22 protein-coding genes, 1 other RNA gene and 1 other annotated feature are annotated in these 23,563 nt (G+C 43.7%); of the genes, 20 read left to right on the top strand and 3 right to left on the bottom strand.

All coding sequences use genetic code 11. The features are described from left to right. Nucleotide 1: 1 nt before the first annotated feature. The 9 genes from ACOJQI_RS17100 (at nucleotide 2) to dtd (ending at nucleotide 10,494) form a co-directional block, all read left to right on the top strand. Nucleotides 2-322, top strand: a complete 321-nt coding sequence (locus ACOJQI_RS17100; protein WP_421380118.1) for a post-transcriptional regulator — start codon at nucleotides 2-4, stop codon at nucleotides 320-322. A 141-nt stretch (nucleotides 323-463) separates the two neighbouring features. Next, a complete protein-coding gene (gene secDF, locus ACOJQI_RS17095; protein ID WP_421380116.1) occupies nucleotides 464-2,731 on the top strand; it encodes a protein translocase subunit SecDF in 2,268 nt (755 codons plus the stop codon). A gap of 122 nt (nucleotides 2,732-2,853) precedes the next feature. Continuing rightward, complete coding sequence (locus ACOJQI_RS17090; protein ID WP_421380112.1) at nucleotides 2,854-3,780, top strand: cation diffusion facilitator family transporter; 927 nt, start codon at nucleotides 2,854-2,856, stop codon at nucleotides 3,778-3,780. A 13-nt stretch (nucleotides 3,781-3,793) separates the two neighbouring features. Then, nucleotides 3,794-4,138, top strand: coding sequence for a LapA family protein (locus tag ACOJQI_RS17085; RefSeq protein WP_421380110.1), 345 nt, complete (start codon nucleotides 3,794-3,796; stop codon nucleotides 4,136-4,138). 87 nt (nucleotides 4,139-4,225) lie between these two features. Next, the gene (locus ACOJQI_RS17080) at nucleotides 4,226-4,621 is read left to right on the top strand and encodes a hypothetical protein (RefSeq protein WP_421380108.1); all 396 of its coding nucleotides are present in this window, start codon (nucleotides 4,226-4,228) and stop codon (nucleotides 4,619-4,621) included. Between the two features lie 11 nt (nucleotides 4,622-4,632). Continuing rightward, nucleotides 4,633-6,978 (top strand): single-stranded-DNA-specific exonuclease RecJ, encoded by a 2,346-nt coding sequence (recJ, locus tag ACOJQI_RS17075; protein ID WP_421380105.1) that lies wholly within the window; start codon nucleotides 4,633-4,635, stop codon nucleotides 6,976-6,978. Between the two features lie 15 nt (nucleotides 6,979-6,993). After that, complete coding sequence (locus ACOJQI_RS17070) at nucleotides 6,994-7,506, top strand: adenine phosphoribosyltransferase (RefSeq protein WP_421380103.1); 513 nt, start codon at nucleotides 6,994-6,996, stop codon at nucleotides 7,504-7,506. A gap of 339 nt (nucleotides 7,507-7,845) precedes the next feature. After that, on the top strand, nucleotides 7,846-10,038 hold the full coding sequence (locus ACOJQI_RS17065; RefSeq protein ID WP_421380101.1) for a RelA/SpoT family protein: 2,193 nt from the start codon (nucleotides 7,846-7,848) through the stop codon (nucleotides 10,036-10,038). A 15-nt stretch (nucleotides 10,039-10,053) separates the two neighbouring features. Next, a complete protein-coding gene (gene dtd, locus ACOJQI_RS17060; protein ID WP_421380098.1) occupies nucleotides 10,054-10,494 on the top strand; it encodes a D-aminoacyl-tRNA deacylase in 441 nt (146 codons plus the stop codon). 47 nt (nucleotides 10,495-10,541) lie between these two features. Here dtd and ACOJQI_RS17055 read toward each other — a convergent pair whose 3' ends face one another. Next, entirely contained in the window at nucleotides 10,542-12,284 is a 1,743-nt protein-coding gene (locus tag ACOJQI_RS17055; protein ID WP_421380096.1) for an SH3 domain-containing protein, read from the bottom strand. A 133-nt stretch (nucleotides 12,285-12,417) separates the two neighbouring features. Here ACOJQI_RS17055 and ACOJQI_RS17050 point away from each other — a divergent pair, with 133 nt between their 5' ends. From ACOJQI_RS17050 to ACOJQI_RS17025, 6 genes are all read left to right on the top strand, one after another. After that, nucleotides 12,418-12,603 carry an RNA polymerase subunit sigma-70 gene (locus tag ACOJQI_RS17050; RefSeq protein WP_421380094.1) on the top strand — a complete coding sequence of 62 codons (186 nt, stop codon included), beginning with the start codon at nucleotides 12,418-12,420 and terminating at the stop codon, nucleotides 12,601-12,603. A 69-nt stretch (nucleotides 12,604-12,672) separates the two neighbouring features. Continuing rightward, nucleotides 12,673-12,902, top strand: a binding site (T-box leader). Between the two features lie 88 nt (nucleotides 12,903-12,990). Then, nucleotides 12,991-14,262: a histidine--tRNA ligase gene (gene hisS, locus ACOJQI_RS17045; protein WP_421380091.1), complete on the top strand. Its 1,272-nt coding sequence runs from the start codon at nucleotides 12,991-12,993 to the stop codon at nucleotides 14,260-14,262. Between the two features lie 13 nt (nucleotides 14,263-14,275). Next, nucleotides 14,276-16,042 carry an aspartate--tRNA ligase gene (gene aspS / locus ACOJQI_RS17040; RefSeq protein WP_421380089.1) on the top strand — a complete coding sequence of 589 codons (1,767 nt, stop codon included), beginning with the start codon at nucleotides 14,276-14,278 and terminating at the stop codon, nucleotides 16,040-16,042. A gap of 65 nt (nucleotides 16,043-16,107) precedes the next feature. After that, a non-coding RNA gene (gene ssrS, locus ACOJQI_RS17035) (6S RNA) lies at nucleotides 16,108-16,296 on the top strand. A gap of 200 nt (nucleotides 16,297-16,496) precedes the next feature. After that, complete coding sequence (locus ACOJQI_RS17030) at nucleotides 16,497-16,850, top strand: hypothetical protein (RefSeq protein WP_421380086.1); 354 nt, start codon at nucleotides 16,497-16,499, stop codon at nucleotides 16,848-16,850. Nucleotides 16,851-16,893: 43 nt separating this feature from the next. Beyond that, nucleotides 16,894-17,655, top strand: a complete 762-nt coding sequence (locus tag ACOJQI_RS17025; RefSeq protein ID WP_421380084.1) for a tRNA threonylcarbamoyladenosine dehydratase — start codon at nucleotides 16,894-16,896, stop codon at nucleotides 17,653-17,655. A gap of 40 nt (nucleotides 17,656-17,695) precedes the next feature. Here ACOJQI_RS17025 and ACOJQI_RS17020 read toward each other — a convergent pair whose 3' ends face one another. Further along, the gene (locus ACOJQI_RS17020) at nucleotides 17,696-18,133 is read right to left on the bottom strand and encodes a hypothetical protein (protein WP_421380082.1); all 438 of its coding nucleotides are present in this window, start codon (nucleotides 18,131-18,133) and stop codon (nucleotides 17,696-17,698) included. 258 nt (nucleotides 18,134-18,391) lie between these two features. Between ACOJQI_RS17020 and ACOJQI_RS17015 the strand changes: the two genes are divergently transcribed. Genes ACOJQI_RS17015 through ACOJQI_RS16995 form a run of 5 tightly spaced genes read left to right on the top strand, consistent with a single transcriptional unit; the run spans nucleotide 18,392 to nucleotide 22,119 of the window. Next, nucleotides 18,392-19,156 carry a hypothetical protein gene (locus ACOJQI_RS17015; protein WP_421380080.1) on the top strand — a complete coding sequence of 255 codons (765 nt, stop codon included), beginning with the start codon at nucleotides 18,392-18,394 and terminating at the stop codon, nucleotides 19,154-19,156. Nucleotides 19,157-19,159: 3 nt separating this feature from the next. Beyond that, nucleotides 19,160-19,537, top strand: a complete 378-nt coding sequence (locus ACOJQI_RS17010) for a GntR family transcriptional regulator (protein WP_421380078.1) — start codon at nucleotides 19,160-19,162, stop codon at nucleotides 19,535-19,537. After that, nucleotides 19,537-20,250, top strand: coding sequence for an ABC transporter ATP-binding protein (locus ACOJQI_RS17005; protein ID WP_421380076.1), 714 nt, complete (start codon nucleotides 19,537-19,539; stop codon nucleotides 20,248-20,250). The genes ACOJQI_RS17010 and ACOJQI_RS17005 overlap by 1 nt, the downstream gene beginning before the upstream one ends. After that, entirely contained in the window at nucleotides 20,247-21,173 is a 927-nt protein-coding gene (locus ACOJQI_RS17000) for an ABC transporter ATP-binding protein (protein WP_421380073.1), read from the top strand. Before ACOJQI_RS17005 ends, ACOJQI_RS17000 begins: the two co-directional genes overlap by 4 nt. Further along, on the top strand, nucleotides 21,166-22,119 hold the full coding sequence (locus ACOJQI_RS16995; protein WP_421380071.1) for an ABC transporter permease: 954 nt from the start codon (nucleotides 21,166-21,168) through the stop codon (nucleotides 22,117-22,119). Before ACOJQI_RS17000 ends, ACOJQI_RS16995 begins: the two co-directional genes overlap by 8 nt. A gap of 64 nt (nucleotides 22,120-22,183) precedes the next feature. Here ACOJQI_RS16995 and ACOJQI_RS16990 read toward each other — a convergent pair whose 3' ends face one another. After that, a complete protein-coding gene (locus ACOJQI_RS16990; protein ID WP_421385498.1) occupies nucleotides 22,184-23,449 on the bottom strand; it encodes a replication-associated recombination protein A in 1,266 nt (421 codons plus the stop codon). Nucleotides 23,450-23,563: the final 114 nt, after the last annotated feature.

The raw sequence follows: 23,563 nt of genomic DNA, 5'->3' as shown, positions 1-23,563 counted from the left end.
TATGAACGTTTTGAAACATCCGTACACTAATTTTTTTGAAGATGTAGAGCCTGCACTAATTAGCAAAGTGGAAGAGTTTGAAGTACTTGGATATGGAAAAGCAACTGTTGAAAGCTTATGGACATACCTGTTGAAGAAGAAATGGAAGAAACCGAAGGAGGGCATCCGGGTATTTGAATTGGTAAGTGACATCTTAAGTGTCAAACCGGGGGAATATATGAGTTTTGAAACGGTAGAGGCATACCGGTCTCCAAATTGGTTCACGGATTTGAATGAAGACGAGTTAAAAGAACTGTTGAAATCCGGTAAAAACCCCAAATAGAATTGGTAATATATTGAATTGACAGTCAATTACATCTAATTCATAATAGGAATATTGGTACAATTCAGGTGCAGTTTACGGCCTAAAAACTAAATATTGAGGGGCACTGCCCTGGACATATGCAAGGAGGACTCATACATAATGGTAAAACGTAGTCGGATTGTTGCCTTCTTCTTAATCGTACTTCTATTGGGAGGCTTAATTGGAGGCACAACGAGCAATATTCTGAAAGACATCAAGCTAGGTTTGGACTTGCAGGGGGGATTTGAAGTTCTGTATCAGGTCGAACCTTTAAAAGATGGAGAAGAAATCACCAGTGAAACGGTCGCAAACACGGCAGATGCGTTGGATAAAAGGATCAACGTACTGGGTGTAAGCGAACCGAATATCCAGATTGAAGACGGCAATCGTATCCGTGTTCAGCTCGCGGGAGTTGAAGATCAGAACGAAGCCAGGGAAATCTTGTCCACGCAGGCCAATTTGTCGTTCAGGGATATCAATGATGAAGTGAGGCTGGATGGTGCTGACCTCGTTTCAGGTGGAGCCAAGCAAGCGTTCGGTCAAAATAACAACCCGATTGTATCTCTGGAACTGAAAGACCGTGAAAAGTTCTATGAATTGACAAAAGAGCTTTCACAAAAACCTTTTCCTGAAAACAAGTTAGTCATCTGGCTTGATTTCGAAGAAGGTGTAGATTCTTATGAGGCAGAAGCAGCTAAAGAAAATCCGAAATTTTTATCAGACCCAAAAGTTGATGATCCCATCAACTCCAATGAAGTACAGATCTTTGGGGATTTTACAGTAGAGGAAGCCCAGAACCTGGCTTCATTACTGAATGCAGGTGCGCTCCCTGTAAAATTGGATGAAGTCTACTCCACATCAGTCGGCGCCAAGTTCGGTGAACAGGCGATGGATAAAACCGTTACTGCGGGAATCATCGGAATTGCCATTGTATTCTTGTTCATGCTGATTTTCTATCGTTTCCCTGGCTTCATCGCCATAATAACCCTGTCTGTCTATATTTATTTGATCCTATGGATATTTGACATGATGAACGGAGTGCTGACACTTCCGGGAATAGCCGCCTTGATTCTTGGAGTCGGTATGGCCGTCGATGCCAATATCATCACCTATGAAAGGATCAAGGAGGAACTCAAAGTCGGTAAAAGTGTACGTGCCGCATTCCAGGCAGGAAATAAGTCTTCCTTCATGACGATTCTGGATGCCAACGTAACAACCATTCTTGCGGGTGCAGTCCTTTTCTACTTCGGGACAAGCTCTGTTAAAGGGTTTGCGACGATGTTGATTGTCAGCATCCTTGCCAGCTTCCTTACAGCTGTATGGGGCTCCCGACTGCTGCTGGGGCTATGGGTGAACAGCCGTGCATTCAATAAGAAGCCTTCCTGGCTTGGTGTGAATCCTAAAGATGTGAAAGACATTGCCGATAATTATGATACTCTAGACTTGCCAACAGCATATGACAAGTTCGATTTTGCAAAACAGCGCAATAAATTCTTTGCGATATCAGGCATTTTGATTGCAGCAGGTCTAATAATCCTTGCCATCTTCCGTTTGAACCTGGGTATCGATTTCGCGCAGGGTACAAGGATGGAGATACTATCAAACGATGGACTGACTGCGGAAAGTCTGACTGAAGAACTTGAGGAAGTTGGATATCCATCCGATGAGATAGTTATTTCCGGTGATAATAACGAAATTGGGGTTGTCCGATATACCGACGTCCTTAATATGGATGAGATAGCCGAATTAAAAAACCACTTTAGCGAAGTTTATGGTGCAGAGCCGAATATAAGTACAGTGTCACCTATCATAGGTAAAGAGCTGGCGAAGAATGCGATGATTGCGGTCGCAATTGCATCGATTGGTATCATCATCTATGTAACCCTTCGTTTTGAGATTTACATGGCGATAGGGGCCATTGCTGCCCTTATGCATGATGCATTCTTCATCATTGCGTTCTTCAGCTTGACGCGCCTGGAAGTAGATTTGACTTTCATTGCCGCAGTTCTTACTATTGTCGGCTATTCAATCAATGATACTATCGTAACCTTTGACAGGCTGCGGGAAAATCTCCAGAAGAAACGCCGACTGAAAACAGTTGAAGATATTGAAGAAGTCGTGAACAAAAGTTTGCGTCAGACACTTACACGTTCAGTCAGCACTGTTATTACGGTAGTGTTTACCGTTGTAGCATTGATGATTTTCGGAAGTGAAACAATTACGAACTTCTCCATCGCTTTGCTGGTTGGTCTTATTTCAGGTACTTACTCTTCTGTATTCATTGCATCCCAATTATGGCTTGTAATGAAGAAAAGAGAACTTAAGAAAAAAGGAACAATCATTACATTCAAAGAGAAAAAGAAATTTTCCGACGAACCACAAGTATAATCTCATTTCAAAAGGACGGGTTTACAGGCAGAATCTGCTTGTATCCTCGTCCTTTTAAGCGTTTTAGGAGATAGTTCAGGGGTGATTGGGTTACAATAAAATGGAATAAGGGAGGGACAACTTTGAGTACAGATGATCGTTTTAAAAAAGCAGAATTTGCTGCCATGGTCGGTGTGGTCGGGAACATTGTGCTGGCAGGCATTAAATGGTGGGCAGGTATTGCAGGAAACAGTAAAGCCCTGATTGCCGATGCGGTTCATTCAGCCTCAGATGTCGCAGGTTCTCTTGCTGTATACATAGGACTGCGCGCAGCCAAACAGCCGCCTGATGAAGATCATCCATACGGGCATGGAAAGGCAGAATCCATTGCGGCCATCATCGTAGCTGTTTTACTATTTCTGGTCGGTATTGAAATTGGTAAATCATCCATTGAATCCTTCTTTCATCCCATCAGTCCACCGACAGCCATCGCCATCTATGCAGTTATCTTTGGTATAGTAGTCAAAGAGGCCATGTTTCAGTATAAGTATAGATTGGGTAAAAAGTTGAAAAGTGATGCTCTCATTGTGAATGCCTATGAGCATCGTTCGGATGTCTATTCCTCGATAGCAGCGCTGATCGGCATCGGTGCAGCCATGCTGGGGGGAGTTCTGGATATCGGGTGGCTCGAATACGGAGACCCGGTTGCCGGGGTTTTTGTCTCGCTTCTAGTATTGAGAATGGCCTGGAAACTTGGATCAGAATCCATTCATAATACTCTTGATCACGTGCTTCACGATGAAGATACGGAAGAGTTGAGACAAGCTGTGAGAGAGGTTGACGGTGTACTGGCAATAAACGAGCTGCATGCAAGAGAACATGGACATTATCTTATTGTGGATTTAAAGATCAGTGTGGATCCTCATATAACAGTTGAAGAGGGCCATAGGGTAGGAAAGAAAGTAAAGAAGAAGCTGCTGCAAAACCCTGACGTACAAGATGTTTTCATCCACATCAATCCATTTAACGCAGATGAAGATGATGAAGGAGATAGAGTAGAATTAACGTGAGGGAGGGAAGGCAATGAAATTTCAATGGAATTTGATTTTAGGACTTATTTTTGCCCTGGTTGTGGCTATCTTTGCAGTTATCAACGTCGATCCTGTAAAGGTGAATTATTTATTTGGGGAATCTGAATGGCCGCTGATTCTGGTGATTATTGGTTCGGTCCTTATGGGCGGGCTGATTGTCGGCTCCGTCGGTTTGTTCCGTTTGTTCGTTGTACAGAGGAAGGTCAAATCCTTGCAGAAGGAAAATGAACGGCTGAAAAAAGAGGCAGAAGAGAGAGAAACAATCGCCGTTGACAACACTGAAAATGAATTTCCAGTAGATGAGCAAACACAAGGGGAAAAACAGACAGGTATTTAAATTTGATCCAATCATCGACGCTCCTTATCAGGGGCGTCTTTGTTTTGTTTGAATAAATGATCCGTTGCTTGTTTAAAGGGCTCTAGATTGGAACAGGGGAAATTAGAGTCTAATAAAGGAGGATTAAAGGACTCTAGATTGGAACAGGGGAAATTAGAGTCTTATAAAGGAGGATTAAAGGACTCTAGATTGGAACAGGGAAAATTAAAGTCTAATAAAGCGGGTTTAAAGGACTCTAGATTGGAACAGGGAAAATTAGAGTCTAATAAAGCGGGTTTAAAGGACTCTAGATTGGAACAGGGGAAATTAGAGTCTAATAAAGCAGGTTTAAAGGACTCTAGATTGGAACAGGGGAAATTAAAGTCTAATAAAGCCGGTTTAAAGGATAAGAGCATCCTTTCTCTTCAGGCTGTATCTTCCCCGACTTTCCATGTTTCTCTGATTGAAAGGCCTGACACCATTTTGTATAATAGGAAAGGCTGAGGGGTGAACGTATGTTAAAATCAAAATCACGCTGGTTAGTCAAAGACCATGGTGAAATGAATAGTACTAGATTGCAGGAAGAGTTGAAATTACCTCCCATTGTCGGCAAATTGCTGGCAAACAGGGGAATCCATGATATAGAACAAGCAAAGGCCTTTTTGTACGGAGAGGAACATCCTTTTCATGACCCATATTTGATGATGGATATGGACAAGGCAGTGCAGCGGGTGAAAAAGGCCATTGAGTATGGTGAAGCAATCTTGATTTTCGGAGATTATGATGCTGACGGTGTCAGCTCGACTTCTGTAATGATGCAGACACTGCTGGACCTTGGTGCAGAAGCGCACTTTTATATTCCAAACCGCTTCACGGAAGGATATGGACCGAACGAGAACGCTTTCCGTTGGGCAGCGGAAGAAGGATTTTCTCTGATCATTACAGTGGATACCGGGATCGCTGCCTTGAAAGAAGCGCAGCTGGCCAAGGAGCTGGGAGTTGATTTGATCATTACAGATCACCATGAACCAGGCCCGGAACTTCCTGAGGCGTTAGCGATTCTTCACCCGAAAAGGGAAGGCAGTACATACCCTTTTCCCGATCTTGCCGGTGTAGGCGTGGCGTTTAAATTTGCTCATGCTTTGTATGGAAGTTTTCCTGAACATCTGCTTGAATTGGCTGCTATTGGCACAATTGCCGATCTTGTCCCTTTAAAAGGTGAGAACAGGGCGATTGCCAAAAAGGGATTGGCAAAGCTGCGGACCAGCAAGCGGCCAGGCATCATAGCTCTTTGTAAAGCGGCTAATGCTCAAATGAATGAAATAAATGAAGAGACTGTTGGCTTTGCCATTGCACCGAGGATCAATGCCATCGGAAGGCTGGGGGATGCGGACCCGGCTGTCGATTTGATGTTATCCAGTGATATGGAAGAGTCAATGGCGATCGCGCAAGAAATTGATGGGATTAATAAAGAAAGACAAGCTATTGTAAATCAAATGACTTTAGAAGCGATAGAAATGGTGAATAATGAGTTCCCATTATCCAATAATTCCGTCTTGGTCATCGGGAAAGAAGGTTGGAACTCAGGGGTTGTCGGTATTGTTGCTTCCAGACTGGTTGAAAAGTTCTACAGGCCTGTCATTGTTTTGAGCTTTGACAGCGAAAAAGGGACTGCCAAGGGGTCTGCGCGAAGCATTGCTGGATTTGACCTGTTCAAAAACCTTTCGCAATGCCGTGAGCTTCTTCCTCATTTTGGAGGGCACCCGATGGCGGCCGGGATGACACTGGAGTTAGAAAATGTTTCAGAGCTTAGGAACCGTTTAAATGCACTTGCAGAGGAACAATTGACAGAAGAGGACTTCATTCCACTTACTGAGCTTGATGCAGCTATCAATCTAGAGGAAGTGGACTTGGATACAATTGAATCCCTTCAGATGCTGGCTCCTTTTGGGATGGGGAACCCTAAGCCGAAGCTTTTGATAGAAGGTGTTTCGATTTCTGGTATGAGGAAAATCGGCGGCAACCAGGATCATTTAAAGCTTTCCCTGCAAAAAGATGTGTATACATTGGATAGTGTCGGATTCGGCATGGGGGATTTTGCTGATCATATATCACCGCTTGCAGAGGTTTCAGTTATAGGAGAACTTTCGGTAAATGAATGGAACAATATCAGAAAACCTCAGTTGTTTCTTAAAGATCTTGCAGTAGATCATTGGCAGCTTTTTGATATGAGAGGAATCAAGCCTGTTAACAGGTGGTTCGATAAAGTTCCTTCCCAAAACCGGACAATCATTGCATTCAATCAGTCAACAATCGACCGCCTGCCTCTTGATGCTTATCATAATGAGTTAGTATTGATATCATCAAACGAAGAAGCAAGTGGACTGTTGGAGCCGGCGGCCAATATAGTCTTCCTTGACCTGCCTCCTCATGAAGAGTGGCTTGAGACTGTGGTGAAAATTACTGAACCTGAACGAATATATGCTCATTTTGACCACGAAGAGGACCACTTTTTCAGTACAGTCCCTAACCGTGATCACTTTAAATGGTATTATGCCTTCCTGTTAAAAAGGGATACTTTTGATCTCAGAAAACACGGCGGACAGCTTGCCCAGCATAAGGGCTGGTCGAAAGAAACAATTGAATTCATGTCAAAGGTGTTTTTTGAGCTGGATTTTGTTACAATAAAAAATGGATTAATTTCCGTAAATCCTGTAAAGGTTAAGAGAGATTTGGAAGAATCGATTACTTATCGACAAAAACAGGAACAATATAATCTAGAGAATGAATTGTTGTATTCATCTTATCAAGAACTGAAAAAATGGTTTGATAAGAAGACTGGAATGGTCTGCAACATATGAGGAGGATTTTTAAGCATGGACTTAAAACAATACGTGACAATCGTCGAAGACTGGCCTAAAGAAGGCATCAAATTCAAAGACATCACGACATTGATGGATAACGGCGATGCGTATAGATATGCTACTGATCAAATTGTTGAGTATGCAAAAGAAAAACAAATAGACTTGGTAGTAGGACCTGAGGCAAGGGGTTTCATCATCGGCTGCCCTGTCGCTTATGCACTTGGAGTCGGTTTCGCGCCTGTCCGCAAACCGGGCAAACTGCCTCGTGAAACAATCAAAATGGATTACGGCCTGGAGTACGGCAAAGATGCCCTGACCATTCACAAGGATGCCATCAAACCTGGTCAGCGTGTCCTGATCACGGATGATCTATTGGCTACAGGCGGAACAATCGAAGCAACCATCAAACTGGTTGAAGAACTGGGCGGAATCGTTGCTGGTACAGCATTTCTTATTGAACTGACTTACCTGGATGGCCGTGATAAACTTGATGGCTATGATATCATGACATTGATGCAGTTCTAATTCCCCATTTGAATAACCTAAAAGCAAAGGACTGAGAAGGAAGATGATCCCCTTATTACTCAGTCCTTTTTTATTAGGCTGTTTTCTGGACCGAGCACCCTGATAAGAAGCCCTTTCCTCAAAATGTAAGCGGAACCATTTCAAAATGGTAAATATTTTTCGACAAAAACGGCTATTTTTAAGATTGAAGGCTTTACATATCTTCTATTTTTTTTGATAATAGTATACAATACGCTTTTTTATTATGAATGAAGATTCAACGGCATGTTTAGCCTTCCAATACTGGGTGTATTAAACAGGCAGGATTGAATTTAATATATTGTAAAGGTGATTTTGCTGATGGCAAAAGATCAGGTAATGACCCCCGAAGAGGTCGTAAAAAGAACAAGTGAATATTTACCGGAAGAAGATGTCTCCCTGGTACAGAAGGCTTATGAATTTGCTAAGGAAGCACATAAGGAGCAATTCCGTAAATCAGGAGAGCCGTATATCATACATCCAATACAGGTAGCAGGAATCCTTGCAGATCTTGAAATGGATCCTTCTACAGTTGCTGGGGGATTCCTGCATGATGTAGTAGAGGATACAAACATTACACTGGAAGAGATTGAAGCTAACTTCGGGAAAGAAGTTGCAATGCTGGTGGATGGTGTGACCAAGCTGGGTAAAATCAAGTACAAATCCCAGGAAGAGCAGCAGGCTGAGAACCACAGGAAAATGTTTGTTGCCATGGCACAGGATATCCGTGTGATTTTAATCAAGCTTGCGGACCGGCTTCACAACATGAGGACCCTTAAGCATCTTCCGAGTGAAAAGCAGCGCAGGATCTCCAATGAAACCCTGGAGATATTTGCTCCTTTGGCTCACCGCCTCGGTATCTCGAAGATTAAATGGGAACTGGAAGATACAGCTCTCCGTTACTTGAATCCTCAGCAATACTACAGGATTGTCAATCTGATGAAAAAGAAACGGGCCGAACGGGAACAGTACCTTGACGAAGTAATAGATGAAGTAAAATCCAGCCTTGGTGAAGTAAAGATTGAAGCAGATATTTCGGGCAGGCCGAAACACATCTACAGCATCTACAGGAAGATGGCTCTTCAGAATAAACAGTTCAATGAAATCTATGATTTGCTTGCCGTCCGGATTGTCGTCGACAGTATCAAGGATTGTTACGCCGTGCTTGGTATCATCCATACATGCTGGAAGCCGATGCCGGGAAGGTTCAAGGATTATATTGCCATGCCTAAGCCGAATATGTATCAATCTCTGCACACCACGGTAATCGGTCCAAAAGGCGATCCGCTTGAAGTACAGATAAGGACAGCCGAAATGCACCAGATAGCTGAGTACGGGGTTGCTGCTCACTGGGCTTATAAAGAAGGCCAGAATGTTGATGAAAAATCTACATTGGAGAAGAAACTCACATGGTTCAGGGAGATCCTTGAGTTCCAAAACGAATCTGCAAATGCTGAGGAGTTTATGGAGTCCTTGAAAATCGACTTGTTCTCCGACATGGTTTTTATCTTCACCCCAAAAGGTGATGTTATTGAACTGCCGGCGGGATCAGTGCCGATTGACTTCGCTTACCGGATCCATTCGGAAATTGGAAACAAGACGATCGGTGCGAAAGTGAACGGAAAAATGGTGACGCTTGATTATAAGCTCCATACCGGGGATATCATTGAAATCCTCACATCCAAACACTCCTACGGCCCAAGCAAGGATTGGCTGAAGCTCGCGCAGACATCACAGGCAAAGAATAAAATCAAAACCTTCTTCAAAAAACAACAGCGTGAAGAAAACATTGAAAAAGGAAGAGAACTTGTTGAGAAAGAAATCAAGAATCTTGAGTTCGATCTTAAGGAAGTCCTCACTCCTGAAAATGTCTCACGTGTATCAGAGAAATTCAATTTCATGAATGAAGAGGATATGTATGCTGCCGTTGGCTACAGCGGTATCACAGCTGCCCAGATCGCCAACAGGCTGACAGAAAAGCTGAGAAAGAAACGCGATCAGGAAGAATCCATGCAGGAAACGATCACTGAACTCAAAGCAACCCAGCCGGTAAAACGGAAAAGGGATGCAGGTGTACAGGTGACGGGAATTGATAATCTTCTGATCAGGCTTTCCCGCTGCTGTAATCCGGTGCCGGGTGACGAGATCATCGGTTTCATCACCAAAGGGCGGGGAGTCTCCGTTCACCGTTCAGACTGTACGAATGTTTCCGCAGAGAATGCGGAGCAAAGGCTGATTCCGGTGGAATGGGAAAGTGACTTCACCAACCGTAAAGAGTACAATGTCGATATTGAAATTTCAGGCTTTGACCGCAGAGGTTTGCTTAATGAAGTTCTTCAGGCGGTCAACGAAACGAAAACCAATATTTCAGCTGTAAGTGGAAAATCTGATCGAAATAAGATGGCGACGATCAATATGTCGATTTCCATTCAGAATATCTCTCATTTACACAGGGTAGTGGAAAGAATCAAGCAGATTTCCGATATTTATGCTGTCAGAAGGATCATGAATTAAGGAGTTTATGAGGAAATGAAAGTAGTTTTGCAACGAAGCCGCGAAGCCTCTGTAACTGCAGACGGCAAACTTGCCGGAGAAATACAATTTGGATTCGTGCTGCTGGTCGGGGTTACTCATGAGGATACTGAAAAGGATGCTGACTGGCTTGCGGATAAGATTGTCAATCTCCGTGTGTTCGAGGATGAAGAAGGGAAAATGAACCGTTCTTTGCTCGATGAAGGAGGAGAGATCCTTTCTGTCTCGCAGTTTACCCTATATGGTGACTGCCGGAAAGGGAGGCGCCCTAATTTCATGGAAGCGGCCAAACCGCCGCATGCGGAAAAAATCTATGATTATTTCAATGAAGAACTTAGAAAAAAAGGAATTAATGTTGAAACAGGCGTCTTTGGGAGCATGATGGATGTGAAGCTGACCAATGACGGTCCCGTTACATTAATTGTTGAGAGCAAATAATATGGAACAAGGGCTGAAGATCATCGCATCTTCAGCCCTTGTTTTCATTACCTGAAATAATCATTCAATCCGTTATAAATACTTCTTGCGGCCATATCCTGAAAACTGTGGGTAGTGACAGAAGCTTCCTCAGAAGGGTTGCTGAGATATCCCAATTCAAGGAGGACCGCCGGCTGCCTGTTTTCCCGGATTACATAATAGTCACCTTTCTTGAGCCCTCTATTTCTGGAAGAGAGCGTCCCAGCAAGACTGTCAAGTATCGTTTGGGACAATTCTTTTTGGTATGCATGATAGTAATAAGACGTATATCCCTTAATGGAAGAATCATTAATGCTGTCATAATGGATGCTGATGAAGGCATCGCTGTCATGGTAATGAGCTAATGCGACCCTTGTATTCAAAGAATAGTATGTATCATCGCTGCGGGTCATCTTGACATCCGCTCCGGCATTCCTCAGGAGATCGTATAAAATTTGCGAAGTGGACAGGGTCAGCTCTTTCTCAAGGGTCCCTCTATAGCCGATTGTCCCGCTGTCATGGCCGCCATGCCCTGGATCAATGATAATGGTCTTTCCTTTAAGCCCTCCTGTTTTTGGCGCCTTTAAAGGTGCCTCTGCACTGGAGGCTGAATCAGATGCCGTGACAATCCAATCCGCTACATAAGCTGATTGACCTGAATTTAAAGAAATTTTATACCATTCCCCTTTTTTCTCCTGGATAGCGAATGACTCCCCGGCAGACGCCCTTGCCACAATTGAGGCCCCAGTAGAGGCATCGCTTCTAAGGTTTGTCCCGTTGTAGAGAATTTGTACAAATCCTGCCTTCTGTTTCTCAGTAGGTTTTTCAGCCTGTTCCCCAACTGTTTTCTCGATGTACCAGCCTGCGGCCCAGCCGGTTTTGCCGCCTTTCAAATCCAGCTTGTACCAATTATTCTTCTCTTCAAGGATTTCATATGCTTCCCCTTGCTTAACCGAACCGACTACCTTGCCATTCAGGCTGGCTTTATCCCGGACATTTAGAGAATGAATGGCCACTTTTCCATAGGCGGCTTGAATGCTGCTAGTTGAAGGAGTTGAACCCGATTTCTCGATATATTGGCTGCTTATCCATCCCTCACTGCTTCCGAAATTTATGCGGTACCATCCAGAAACACTGCCAGTTATGGCCACTTTGTTTCCTTTATTCAATTTGCCGAGGATGCTGCCATTCAAGCTGGCTGAACTCCGGACGTTTAATGAATTCACCGTGGATACACCAGTCCAGTCCTCATTACTGACTGGCCCAGCCCCTCCTGAATTCTCATGTGAATCACTTACTCCAGCAATATAGTCCTTATGTACCCAACCGGATTTACTGTTGGCGGAAACTTTATACCAGCTTCCCGCACTGTCGACAATCTTTACTTTCTGTCCCTTTGCCAGAGTATCAATGACGGGGTAATTGGTTCCGGCCCCTTCTCTCATTCTAAGTCCGTTATCGGTGACTGTCGCCAATTGGGAAGCGGATGCACCCTTGGTCGTCACGAGCCAGCTCGCCACCCATCCGGTTTCGGAAGAGTTCAACTGGACCTTATACCAGTCCTTCTCGTTTGCAATGGATTTGAACTCTTCCCCTTTATGGACTTGCTTTACTACTGGGAAACTAAGGCCGGGACCTTTTCGGACATTTAGTGTCTCTGTATTGATGATGACTGTCGTTTCCTCTGCTGATGCTTTATCATGATTGAATGCTGGCAGTGTGGCAAGCAATAAAAGTAAAATGATAAAACGGTAAAGAGTTTTTTTGATCATCTGCACCACCTTTTCAAGGGAATATTTATCCAGTATAGTCTATAAAATTATTCTCCGTAAATAAGAAAAATCCTTTTTGATGAAAGAATTTTATCCTTATTGGAAATGATATGTAACAACATAACAGGAGAGGGTGAATTCCTTGAGAGCGAGTGAAAAAGGCATGATCAGTTCAAACGGCGAAAATCAGCTGTTTGGTGTGAACTTTCATAGCTTTATGGAAAGAGAGAAGAATATTGACAGCTTTGAATTGGCTTCAGAGTTTGGATTGACCTTGGCCGGGGTCCGGCAATTAAAAAAGAAAATGGAACGTTCGTAATTTTTGCCAAACCCTCTTGACATCTTAGATAGCCATACGTATTATTATAGAAATAAAATAACTATTCAAAAATGACCTTTGATGGAGCATAGTAGCTGGAATATCAGATGTAAAGAGAGGGAATGCCGAGGCTGCAAGCATTTCTACATACTGGTTCAGTGAATGAACACTCCGGAGGCTTCCTGCTGAACGAATACATTTCCAAGGCAGGGACGTACCAGGCGTTAACTGGCTAAGTGGAAGCAGACAATGCTTCAATTAGGGTGGCACCACGGGAATCCAAAGCTCTCGTCCCTTGTTTCAATACAAGGGATTGAGAGCTTTTTTTGTTGACTTTTTTTAACTGTGGGCTGAAATTACAATGATTATCAGGGAAGGGGATTTATTATGTCTATTCAAATTCCTCGCGGTACGCAGGATATACTGCCGGCAGATTCCGTCAAATGGCAGTATGTTGAAAAAACAGCAGCTGATATCTGCAGAAACTATCAATATGAAGAAATCCGCACACCGATTTTTGAATCAAGTGAGCTGTTTTTACGAGGTGTTGGAGATACAACGGATATTGTTCAGAAAGAGATGTATGTATTTGAGGACCAGGGCGGGAGAAGTCTTGCGCTGAGGCCTGAAGGAACGGCTTCGGTCGTCCGCTCTTTTGTTGAAAATAAATTGTTCGGTGCTGCAAATCAGCCGGTCAAGTTGTACTATACGGGACCGATGTTCCGATATGAGAGACCTCAGGCAGGACGTTACCGCCAATTCGTACAGTTCGGTCTCGAAGCCCTGGGAAGTGAAGATCCTTCGATTGATGCTGAAGTTATTTCAATCGCCATGGAAATCTACAGGAGACTTGGGTTAAAAGAGTTGAAGCTTGTCATTAACACACTCGGGGACAACGAAAGCCGCAAAACTCATCGTGAAGCATTAATCAATCACTTCCAGCCCAGAATCGGTGAATTCTGCAGCGACTGCCAGAACCGCCTGGAAAAGAATCCTTTAAGGATACTGGATTGTAAGAAAGACCGAGAACACGAATTAATGAAAACAGCTCCATCTATTTTGGACTTCCTGAATGAAGAATCCAAACAGTATTTTGAGAAAGTCCAACAGTACCTGGGAGACATGGAGATTTCTTTCGAAGTGGATCCAACTTTGGTGAGAGGGCTGGATTATTATAACCACACTGCCTTTGAAATCATGAGCACCGCTGAAGGGTTCGGTGCAATTACCACTCTTTGCGGCGGAGGCCGTTATAATGGCCTTGTTGAAATGATCGGCGGACCGGCGACACCTGGAATCGGTTTTGCTTTCAGTATCGAACGGCTTCTCGCAGCGCTTGATGCAGAAGGTGTCGAACTTCCTGTACAGCCGGAGCTCGACTGCTATATTGTCACAATGGGGGAAGAAGCAAAAGATTATTCCGTAAAACTGCTTCATAAGCTTCGCCAAGAGGGGTTATCTGCAGAAAAAGATTACCTTGACCGCAAGATTAAGACTCAGTTCAAATCAGCAGACAGAATGAATGCAAAGCTTGTAGCTGTCCTTGGTGAAGATGAGTTGAAAGAAAACAAAATCAACTTAAAAGATATGAAGACCGGTGAACAGAAGCAAGTGGATCTTGAAGCATTTGTTGAAGAAGTTAAAAAGTATCGCGGTTAAGGAGGAGTTATATATGAGAAGGACTGTATATTGTGGAGAAGTTACCGAGAAATATATCGGTGAAAAAGTAACGCTGAAAGGCTGGGTGCAAAAACGAAGAGACCTCGGCGGATTGATTTTTATCGACTTGCGTGACAGAAAAGGGATCGTGCAGATTGTCTTTAATCCAGAGACATCCCCGGAAGCACTCGCGTTGGCTGAAAAAATCAGAAATGAGTTCGTTCTTTCTGTAACCGGAGTAGTTTCTGAAAGGGAAGAAGGAACGATTAACGAAAACTTGAAAACAGGCAGGATTGAAATCCATGCCGAAGAAGTGGAAATTATCAATGAAGCCAAGACACCTCCATTTGTCATTGGTGAGGGAAAAGAAGTTTCTGAAGAGCTTCGTTTGAAGTACCGTTACCTCGACTTAAGAAGAAAAGCGATGCTTGACACTTTCCAAATGAGAAGTGATGTTACCAAGTCATTCCGGGACTTCTTAACCGAGCATGACTTCCTTGATGTTGAAACACCGATTCTGACAAAGAGCACTCCGGAAGGCGCGAGAGATTATTTGGTGCCAAGCAGGGTCCATCCTGGTGAATTCTATGCGCTGCCGCAGTCGCCTCAGATTTTCAAACAGCTCCTGATGGTTTCCGGATTTGACCGTTATTATCAAATTGCCCGCTGCTTCCGCGATGAAGATCTGCGTGCTGACCGTCAGCCTGAATTTACTCAGATCGATATTGAAATGAGCTTCATGGATCAGGAAGAAATCATCGGCCTGGTTGAAAAAATGATGCAGCGCCTGATGAAGGATGTTAAAGGACTTGAGTTCACTGATGCTTTCCCACGCATGACGTACCAAGATGCGATGAGCCGATATGGTTCCGATAAGCCTGATACACGGTTTGCAATGGAATTAGTCGATGTTTCTGAAGCTGTAAAGGATTCCGGCTTCAAAGTATTTGCCAGCACAGTGGCAAATGGCGGAGAAGTTAAGTTAATCAATGTTACAGGCGGGGCAGAGAAATACTCGCGTAAGGATATTGATGGATTAACAGAATTCACAAGCCGCTACGGTGCAAAAGGCCTTGCCTGGATGAAGGTGGAGGAAGCAGAATTGAAAGGCCCGATCTCTAAATTCTTCTCAGCTGACGAACAATCTGTTCTTAGGGAGTACGCTGCTGCTGAGCAAGGTGACCTTCTGTTATTCGTAGCTGATAAAAAATCAGTTGTCGCAGATGCCCTTGGAGCTTTGAGACTAAAGCTTGGAAAAGAATTAGGCTTGATCGATGAGTCCAAATTCAATTTCCTTTGGGTAACAGATTGGCCGCTGCTTGAATATGACGAGGAAGACGGCCGATACTATGCTGCCCATCATCCGTTCACGATGCCTGTAAGAAGCGAAGTGGATATGCTGGACACAGAGCCTGAAAAAGTCCGTGCCCAGGCGTATGACCTTGTCTTGAATGGCTACGAACTAGGCGGTGGTTCCCTGCGTATTTATGAGCGCGATGTACAGGAGAAGATGTTCAAAGTGCTGGGCTTCTCTAAAGAAGAAGCACAGGAGCAATTCGGCTTCTTATTAGAAGCGTTTGAATACGGCACACCTCCTCATGGCGGCATCGCGCTTGGCCTTGACCGTCTGGTAATGCTGTTGGCGGGCCGCACCAACTTGAGGGATACCATTGCCTTCCCTAAAACAGCAAGTGCAAGCGATCTCTTGACAGCTGCTCCAAGTGACGTAAATACAGCGCAGCTGGATGAACTGGGCTTAAGCTTGAAAACTGGTGAATAATACCTAGCAGGTATAAATTGATATTGACGGATAATTGTGATATTATTTTTACAACAACTTAAAACAAAGTCCTGATGTGTTCGTTGTTTTACCTATTAGTTTTGACCGAACATTTCTATCTACGGGAGTCTAGGTTTTCGAGCGGCGTTAATGCCTCTGGCTAAGAGGACTAATAAAACTTGAAACAGGGCACCCACCTGCCGAGAGCGGGTTCAAAACGATAGATCCACAGCGACGGCACGATCGGGACTTTGTTAAACCACTATATTGAATATTATTCCTCTTGCTTCGGCAAGGGGTTTTTTTGTGTTTGTGAAGGGTAAAATGTACATATGCTAAGTGATGTGGCAGAGGCTTTCGAAAAAAGATAAAAAGTTGAGTAACAGCTGCAGAAGTATAAAAAGTTTAAATGCATGTCATATAATTCTATCTGTTCTGTTTGGAGTCATCAAAAATGAGAAGATTGAAGCATAAGGATGTACGACCTCCTGCGGGACTAGCGGGACAGGTGAGACCCCGCAGGCGCAGCCGAGGAGGCCAATCCAGCTCCAGCGACCAGCACCTAGCGGATTTCAGTCTTCCTCCTTGCGATAAGTCATCATCGAATCGCCCTGCTCTTCGTGATTCCTTTATCTCATGCGGAAGCCCTCCAATCCGTACGGTGCTGAACGGCCGCTTTCGCTTTTTAGTTCACCGCCCGCCCCGCGGAGTCGTACATCCTGGAGCGGAAATCAAGCAGAATCTATTTTCTAACATCATTATTCCTATAGGACAGGTTGCATTAAAACAACCCATCGTTTATTCTTAATCAGTACTCATACATTGAAATTGATATAACGGAGTTGATTGAATTGTTACACCAATTTTCGCGTAACGAATTGGCAATCGGGAAAGAAGGTCTCGATATCTTAAAGAACAGCACAGTGGCCGTTCTCGGCATAGGCGGCGTAGGCTCTTTTGCTGCTGAAGCTCTGGCGCGTTCAGGTGTCGGCAGACTTGTGCTTGTCGATAAAGATGATGTGGATATCACCAATATCAACCGGCAGCTTCATGCATTGCTCTCCACTGTCGGAAAACCTAAAGCGGACCTTATGAAGGAACGCATCAAAGATATCAATCCTGACTGCGAAGTCATCGCATTGAAAATGTTTTATACAGAAGAGACTTATGAGGAGTTCTTCAGTTATGGCCTTGATTTTATTGTAGATGCTTCCGATACGATTTCGTATAAGATCCACCTGATGAAAGAATGCCTGAAAAGGGATATTCCGTTAATCGCCTCAATGGGTGCTGCCAACAAGACAGATCCGACTCGCTTCATGATTGAGGATATCTCGAAAACACATACAGATCCAATTGCAAAAGTAATCCGTACCCGTTTGAGAAAAGAAGGAATCCGAAAAGGGATCAAAGTGATCTTTTCTGATGAGAGCCCGATTGTCATCCGGGAGGATATCAGGCAGGAAGTCGGCAAAGACGATGCCACGATCAGAAAAGCGAAGATTCCGCCTTCCTCAAATGCCTTTGTTCCATCCGTAGCTGGGTTGATTGCCGCCAGCTATGTAGTGAACGAACTTCTTTCTTCCATTGAGATCAAAAGGGTGAAAGATTGATCCATTGAGCTGAAAAAGCTGCCATTTATGGCAGCTTTTTTTAGGTTTTGATCTGCTGTGCAGACTGTAGTTCATTTTCATCAATCTGGTTTAATAGTTCTTTATATTTTGCTTTCAACTCATCGTAATTATTTTCCGCCGCTTGTAAAGTCTCCTTGAGCTCCTGCTGTGTTTCCTTTAACTTGCTATTTTCACTTACTAAATCCCCTTCAGAGTTTAATGTCTGCAAAAAAGTTATGCAGTCTGTTAGTGATTGGATAAAGGGGAGGGGATTCTCCTCTTCAATGGAGATCTCTTTCTTCAATTTATTATTCCATCTGAAACTGCATGCTCCCGGCGTTCGTCCAATTGAGAGTGCAGCCTCTTCGAAAGCTTCCTTTTGAGTCTTTCCCTCTTGCAGAAATTCGAGAACTGTATTCGTTACTATCTTTTCTTCTTCTTGAGACCATTTTTTCTTTCTTTCAACAGCCTTATCCATAGGAACACCTCCAAACGTAAGAACTGTTTGTCCATAGTATATGAAAAACGAAAGGGGATATCCGGCTATGAGATCAGCCGCCCAAAGCATCATTTTATTCAACAGAATACAAAGAAAACGAAAAATAAATGAAACAATCTTCCAAACAGTACGTATGTGAATTAAAAGGAAAATAGGCTGTTGAAAAGAAAAAGCCCCTTGACTCTTCTATGTGTCACAGTGTACTATCTAACTAGAACACTATAACAGGAGGTCAACATGAAGGCTTTTAAAGGATTGCTTTGGAAAGATTATTCGATTTCAAAATTAGGGTTCTTTGGCTGGCTGGCACTGCTTTTATTTTTCTATGTGATTGGTGTTGGTTTGGCCGGGTATTATGGATACCCTGAACTCTCAGTCGTGATTGTGTTCATGGAAGGACTCGCACATATGATTTTTATGCCGCTGATCCTTTTAAATATGCTCATGGTTGAAGGGAGGACGCAGCTGTGGCTGCATTCGATACAGCCAGGCTGGAAATTGCTGCTGTCTAAATTTTTGGTAGCCTTCAGCTACTCTATCGTCTCCTTTTTGTTCGTAGATCTTCTGGGTGTAATCAGCCTGACTTGGCAAGAAGCAGATATTTTATATTTACCTTGGAAAGAAAGCGTCTTTTTCAATATTGCCGTAACATCAAGTGCTGTTTACTTCTCATGCTGGGTTTTCTTCTATTGGACTGTTTACTATGGGCTGGCAAAATCCCCCCTCTTGAAGAAATTCCGTTGGTTCATCCTTGTGCTGATTCTTGTCCTGCATCAAGTTATTTCATCACTCTTAGTTGCCATTGATTGGTTTAGGGAATTCATGAACCTTTGGACCATTAAAGTCAGAGGATCATTCTTCATTGAAGCTGGTCCTGAGAACTTTTCAACCGGAAGTGAAATCATTCACCTGCCAGTCATTCCTTTCATTCTGTATGCCGTACTTACTGTGATTATCTTCCTGACAGCAAGCTGGATCTTAGAACGAAAGGTAGAGGTTTAAGATATGGCCGATGAATACAAGGCAGCAAAACCGATATATGCACAAATAGCCGACAAGATCATTCACAGCATTGTGAGAGGAGAGCTTTCTCCTGGTGAGAAACTTCCTTCTGTCAGGGAAATGGCGGTAAGGTCTGGAGTCAATCCAAATACAATTCAAAGAACATACAGTGAATTGGAGAGGATGGAAGTGGTGGAAACAAAACGTGGTCAAGGGACCTTTGTGACGGAAAAAGAGGAGTTGTTCCTGGAGATGAAAAATAAGGTTCAGCGCGAAATCATGAACAACTTTGTAGACAGCATGCGTGAACTGGGGATTTCAAGGGAAAAGATGCTCGCTGATCTTACCTCCTATCTAAAAGGTGAAGGAGGAAAGGAATAATGAGTGCAGCCCTTAATAATGTAACCAAAAAGTATGGAAATGCTTATGCATTGAAAGATGTAAACATGGCATTTGAAAAAGGAAAGATTTACGGTCTTCTGGGACCGAATGGAAGCGGAAAGTCTACGACGCTTAAACTCATTGCCGGCCTTGTAATGCCTACTTCAGGTGAGGTTACGATAGGAACGGAAAGAGTAACGAGGCAGGCAGCTTCAAAAACCGGATACCTGACAGAACTGGATATGTTTTATGATTCTTTTTCCGTAGAGGATATGATTCACTTTTATGAAACGCAATTCCCGGACTTTCTAAGAGAGAAAGCACTCGAACTCTTGGAATACATGGAACTCGAGCCGAAGATGAAAATCAAGCAGTTGTCCAAGGGGAAAAGAGGCAGGTTGAAACTGGTGCTGGCCCTCTCAAGACAGACGGAATTACTGCTGCTTGATGAACCATTCTCAGGACTGGACCCTATGGTCAGAGATTCAATCGTCAAGAGCCTGTTGTCCTTTATAGACTTTGAAGCCCAGACAGTCATTATCGCGACCCATGAAATCAATGATATTGAAGCACTTCTGGATGAGGCCTATATTTTACAGGATGGGATTGTTAAAAACCATTGCATAGTTGAGGAGTTAAGGGAAGAACACGGATTGTCGGTAATGGAGTGGCTGAAAGAAAGTACGAGCAAAGATAAGGGGGAAGAGTTTTGAAAACAATTCTGGAACTCAAAAATGTTTCTAAGGTAATCAAAGGCAGGAAAATCATTGATTCGCTTTCCTTTGGTGTACAGGAAGGTGAGGTCTTCGGTTTTCTGGGACCGAACGGAGCAGGTAAAACAACTACGATAAGAATGATTGTAGGACTGATGGGAATCACAGAAGGAGACATTGTTGTTAATGGTGTCAGTGTGAAGAGCAATTTTGAAGGGGCAATCAGGGACATAGGGGCTATCGTAGAAAACCCGGAGCTTTATAAGTTCCTGTCAGGGTACAAAAACCTGCAGCAATTCGCCAGGATGCATAAAGGAATTACAGACGAGAGAATCAAAGAAGTTGTGGAGTTGGTTGGTTTAACCGAAAGAATCCACGATAAAGTAAAGACCTATTCATTGGGAATGCGACAAAGGCTTGGGATTGCCCAATGTCTGCTGCATAACCCGAAATTGTTGATTCTGGATGAGCCGACAAATGGATTGGATCCGGCGGGAATCAGGGAAATCCGTGATTACATCCGCAGACTAGCAAGCGAAAATGGCATGGCCGTCATTGTTTCCAGCCACCTCCTTTCTGAAATGGAAATGATGTGTGACAGAATCGGGATCATACAAAAAGGAAAACTCGTTGATGTCCAGCAAGTAAAGGAATTTGTCCAGGGAAGCGAGCTTGTTTACCAGCTTGAATTGGGTGATGCAGAGAAGGCTTCAATAGTCATCCAAGAAGCATTTCCAGATTTCCAGCACAAATTGAATGAAGGAAAACTGCAAATTGCTTTAACAAAAGAGCAGGTCCCTGAATTGGTCAGCATTCTCGTACAGCATACCATTGATATTTATTCAGTGATGCCGGTGGCCAAAACACTTGAGGACCGCTTCCTTGAAATCACCAATGAAAAGGGGGAGCCGGCAAATGTTTAACTTGATCAAGAATGAATGGATAAAAATATTCAGCAGACCCGGTACGTATGTGATGATCGGCCTTCTGGTCGTGCTGGTCATAGGGGTAGGCTCTGTAATGAAGTTTACAGAGAATCCAGATACATCAAATGTTTCAGAAGGAGACTGGAAGCAGCAAACTCAGATGCAAATCGAGAGTGATAAGCAATATTTAAGTGAAAACCCTGGTGGAATGAATGAGCAATATATCGAGCAGCAGATTGCCATAAATGAATACAGACTGGAAAATGATATTAAGCCTGAAAGCGGGCAAAGTACATGGTCTTTTGTAAACTTTAATGCTAACTTTGTTGAGTTTGTGGGTCTGTTTACGATCATTATAGCTGCTGGGATTGTCGCCAGTGAATTTACATGGGGAACGATTAAGCTTTTACTGATCAGGCCAATTTCAAGAACGAAGATACTGCTTTCCAAATATATAACTGTATTGCTGTTTGGGATTTCACTACTGCTGATTTTATTTGCGCTTTCAAGCTTGGTCGGAGCTGTTCTGTTTGGCGCAGGAGACGGCCAGCCTCGCCTGGTTTATATTGATGGTGCAGTTGAAGAACAGAATATGGTGCTTTATCAGATTAAGACGTATCTATTAAAATCCATACTCATAACCATGATGGCAACTATGGCATTTATGATTTCCGCTGTATTCAGAAACAGCTCTCTGGCCATCGGAATCTCCTTGTTTCTCCTCTTTATGGGAGGAACAGCGACTCAATTTATCTCCATGAAGTATGACTGGGCTAAATACAGTCTTTTTGCGAACACAGATCTAACAATGTATACAGGTGAATTGCAGCCTCTTGTGGAAGGAATGACATTAGGTTTCTCTATTACGGTGTTGATCATTTACTTTGTAATATTCCACCTTCTGGCTTTTATCGTGTTTAAGAAGCGGGATGTCGCAGCGTAAAAGTTCCAGAGGAATCAATGCGCCAAGGAAAAATGACCCCTTGGCGCTTTTTTTTGCCCTCACCCTATTTCTGCCCCATGATCTTCTTATAAACCTGGGAAATGGCCATTTCAAATTTACCGGTATCCTTCGGTTCATAGTAGCGGGCATTCTTCAGAATGTCAGGGAGGTACTGCTGTTTGACCCACCCTGAAGGATAATCATGTGGAAATTTATATTCAATCCCTCTTCCCAGCTCTTTTGCACCGGCGTAGTGTGCATCTTTGAGGTGTGCCGGCACCTCTCCATTTCTGCCGCTCCTGATATCCCTTAAAGCGGCGTCGATCGCACTGATCGCCGAGTTGGATTTTGGAGAAAGGCATAATTCGATGACAGCGTTGGCCAATGGTATTCTTGCTTCAGGGAAACCAATTTTCTCGGCAGTTTCGACAGCCGCCAGTGTTCTCTGTCCTGCCTGCGGGCTTGCGAGTCCGATATCTTCATACGCGATGACAAGGAGTCTTCTTGTAATGCTCGGCATATCTCCGGCTTCAACCAGCCTGCCAAGGTAGTGCAGGGCCGCATTGACATCGCTCCCTCTGATGGATTTTTGAAAACCGCTCAGGACGTCATAGTGCGCATCCCCATCCTTGTCATGGGAGAAACTTTTCTTCTGGAGGCATTCTTCCGCGACTTCCACTGTAATTTCAATTACTCCATCCTCAGAAGGCTCAGTCGAGAGGACTGCAAGTTCAAGTGCGTTCAGTGAACTCCTTACATCCCCATTGCTTGCTTGGGAAAAGTGAAGCAGAGCCTCTTCACTGATGGAGATATGCTGTTTTCCAAGCCCGCGCTCTTTATCTTTGATTGCATATTCCAGTGCCGTCTTCATGTCTTCGACCGAAAGCGGCTTCAACTCAAAAATCTGGCATCGGGAGCGGATCGCCGGATTGATTGCATGATAGGGGTTGCTGGTTGTAGCCCCGATAAGGGTGATCATTCCATTCTCCAAGTAGGGAAGGAGAAAGTCCTGCTTAGCCTTGTCCAGTCGATGGACCTCATCCAGGAGAAGAATCACTTTTCCTGACATCTTGGCTTCTTCCGCCACTACTGCCATGTCTTTTTTATTATTTGTGACAGCATTAAGTGTCCTGAAGGCATAGTTCGTGCTGCCCGCAATCGCACTCGCTATCGATGTTTTTCCTATACCAGGCGGTCCATATAGAATCATGGAAGAAAGCTGCTTGGCTTTGACCATTCTATCAATGATTTTTCCTTCGCCAACCAAATGCTGCTGACCAATGACTTCACTTATGGTACGAGGCCTCATTCGATAGGCCAACGGTTTGATACTCATTTCCATCTCTCCAAACTGGCGTTCTCATTTATTCATCTAATTTATCATACTCTGCTTACTTTTTAAACGAAGGCCGCTTCTCGAGGACAACGTTTTTTAACAGCACCT

The sequence above is a fragment of the Bacillus salacetis genome (genome assembly GCF_049177075.1).
Classification (GTDB): Bacteria; Bacillota; Bacilli; order Bacillales; family Bacillaceae_B; genus Rossellomorea; species Rossellomorea salacetis_A.
This window is presented reverse-complemented; position numbering and strand designations above follow the sequence as displayed.

Bases quoted from the DNA above. Each gene is read 5' to 3' on its own strand.
- secDF (WP_421380116.1), top strand. From the start codon at position 464: ATGGTAAAACGTAGTCGGATTGTTGCCTTCTTCTTAATCGTACTTCTA.
- ACOJQI_RS17010 (WP_421380078.1), top strand. From the start codon at position 19,160: ATGGCCGATGAATACAAGGCAGCAAAACCGATATATGCACAAATAGCC.
- ACOJQI_RS17070 (WP_421380103.1), top strand. From the start codon at position 6,994: ATGGACTTAAAACAATACGTGACAATCGTCGAAGACTGGCCTAAAGAA.
- recJ (WP_421380105.1), top strand. From the start codon at position 4,633: ATGTTAAAATCAAAATCACGCTGGTTAGTCAAAGACCATGGTGAAATG.
- dtd (WP_421380098.1), top strand. From the start codon at position 10,054: ATGAAAGTAGTTTTGCAACGAAGCCGCGAAGCCTCTGTAACTGCAGAC.
- ACOJQI_RS17055 (WP_421380096.1), bottom strand. From the start codon at position 12,284: ATGATCAAAAAAACTCTTTACCGTTTTATCATTTTACTTTTATTGCTT.
- ACOJQI_RS17030 (WP_421380086.1), top strand. From the start codon at position 16,497: ATGAGAAGATTGAAGCATAAGGATGTACGACCTCCTGCGGGACTAGCG.
- hisS (WP_421380091.1), top strand. From the start codon at position 12,991: ATGTCTATTCAAATTCCTCGCGGTACGCAGGATATACTGCCGGCAGAT.
- aspS (WP_421380089.1), top strand. From the start codon at position 14,276: ATGAGAAGGACTGTATATTGTGGAGAAGTTACCGAGAAATATATCGGT.
- ACOJQI_RS17005 (WP_421380076.1), top strand. From the start codon at position 19,537: ATGAGTGCAGCCCTTAATAATGTAACCAAAAAGTATGGAAATGCTTAT.
- ACOJQI_RS17020 (WP_421380082.1), bottom strand. From the start codon at position 18,133: ATGGATAAGGCTGTTGAAAGAAAGAAAAAATGGTCTCAAGAAGAAGAA.
- ACOJQI_RS17015 (WP_421380080.1), top strand. From the start codon at position 18,392: ATGAAGGCTTTTAAAGGATTGCTTTGGAAAGATTATTCGATTTCAAAA.
- ACOJQI_RS17065 (WP_421380101.1), top strand. From the start codon at position 7,846: ATGGCAAAAGATCAGGTAATGACCCCCGAAGAGGTCGTAAAAAGAACA.
- ACOJQI_RS16995 (WP_421380071.1), top strand. From the start codon at position 21,166: ATGTTTAACTTGATCAAGAATGAATGGATAAAAATATTCAGCAGACCC.
- ACOJQI_RS17100 (WP_421380118.1), top strand. From the start codon at position 2: ATGAACGTTTTGAAACATCCGTACACTAATTTTTTTGAAGATGTAGAG.
- ACOJQI_RS17085 (WP_421380110.1), top strand. From the start codon at position 3,794: ATGAAATTTCAATGGAATTTGATTTTAGGACTTATTTTTGCCCTGGTT.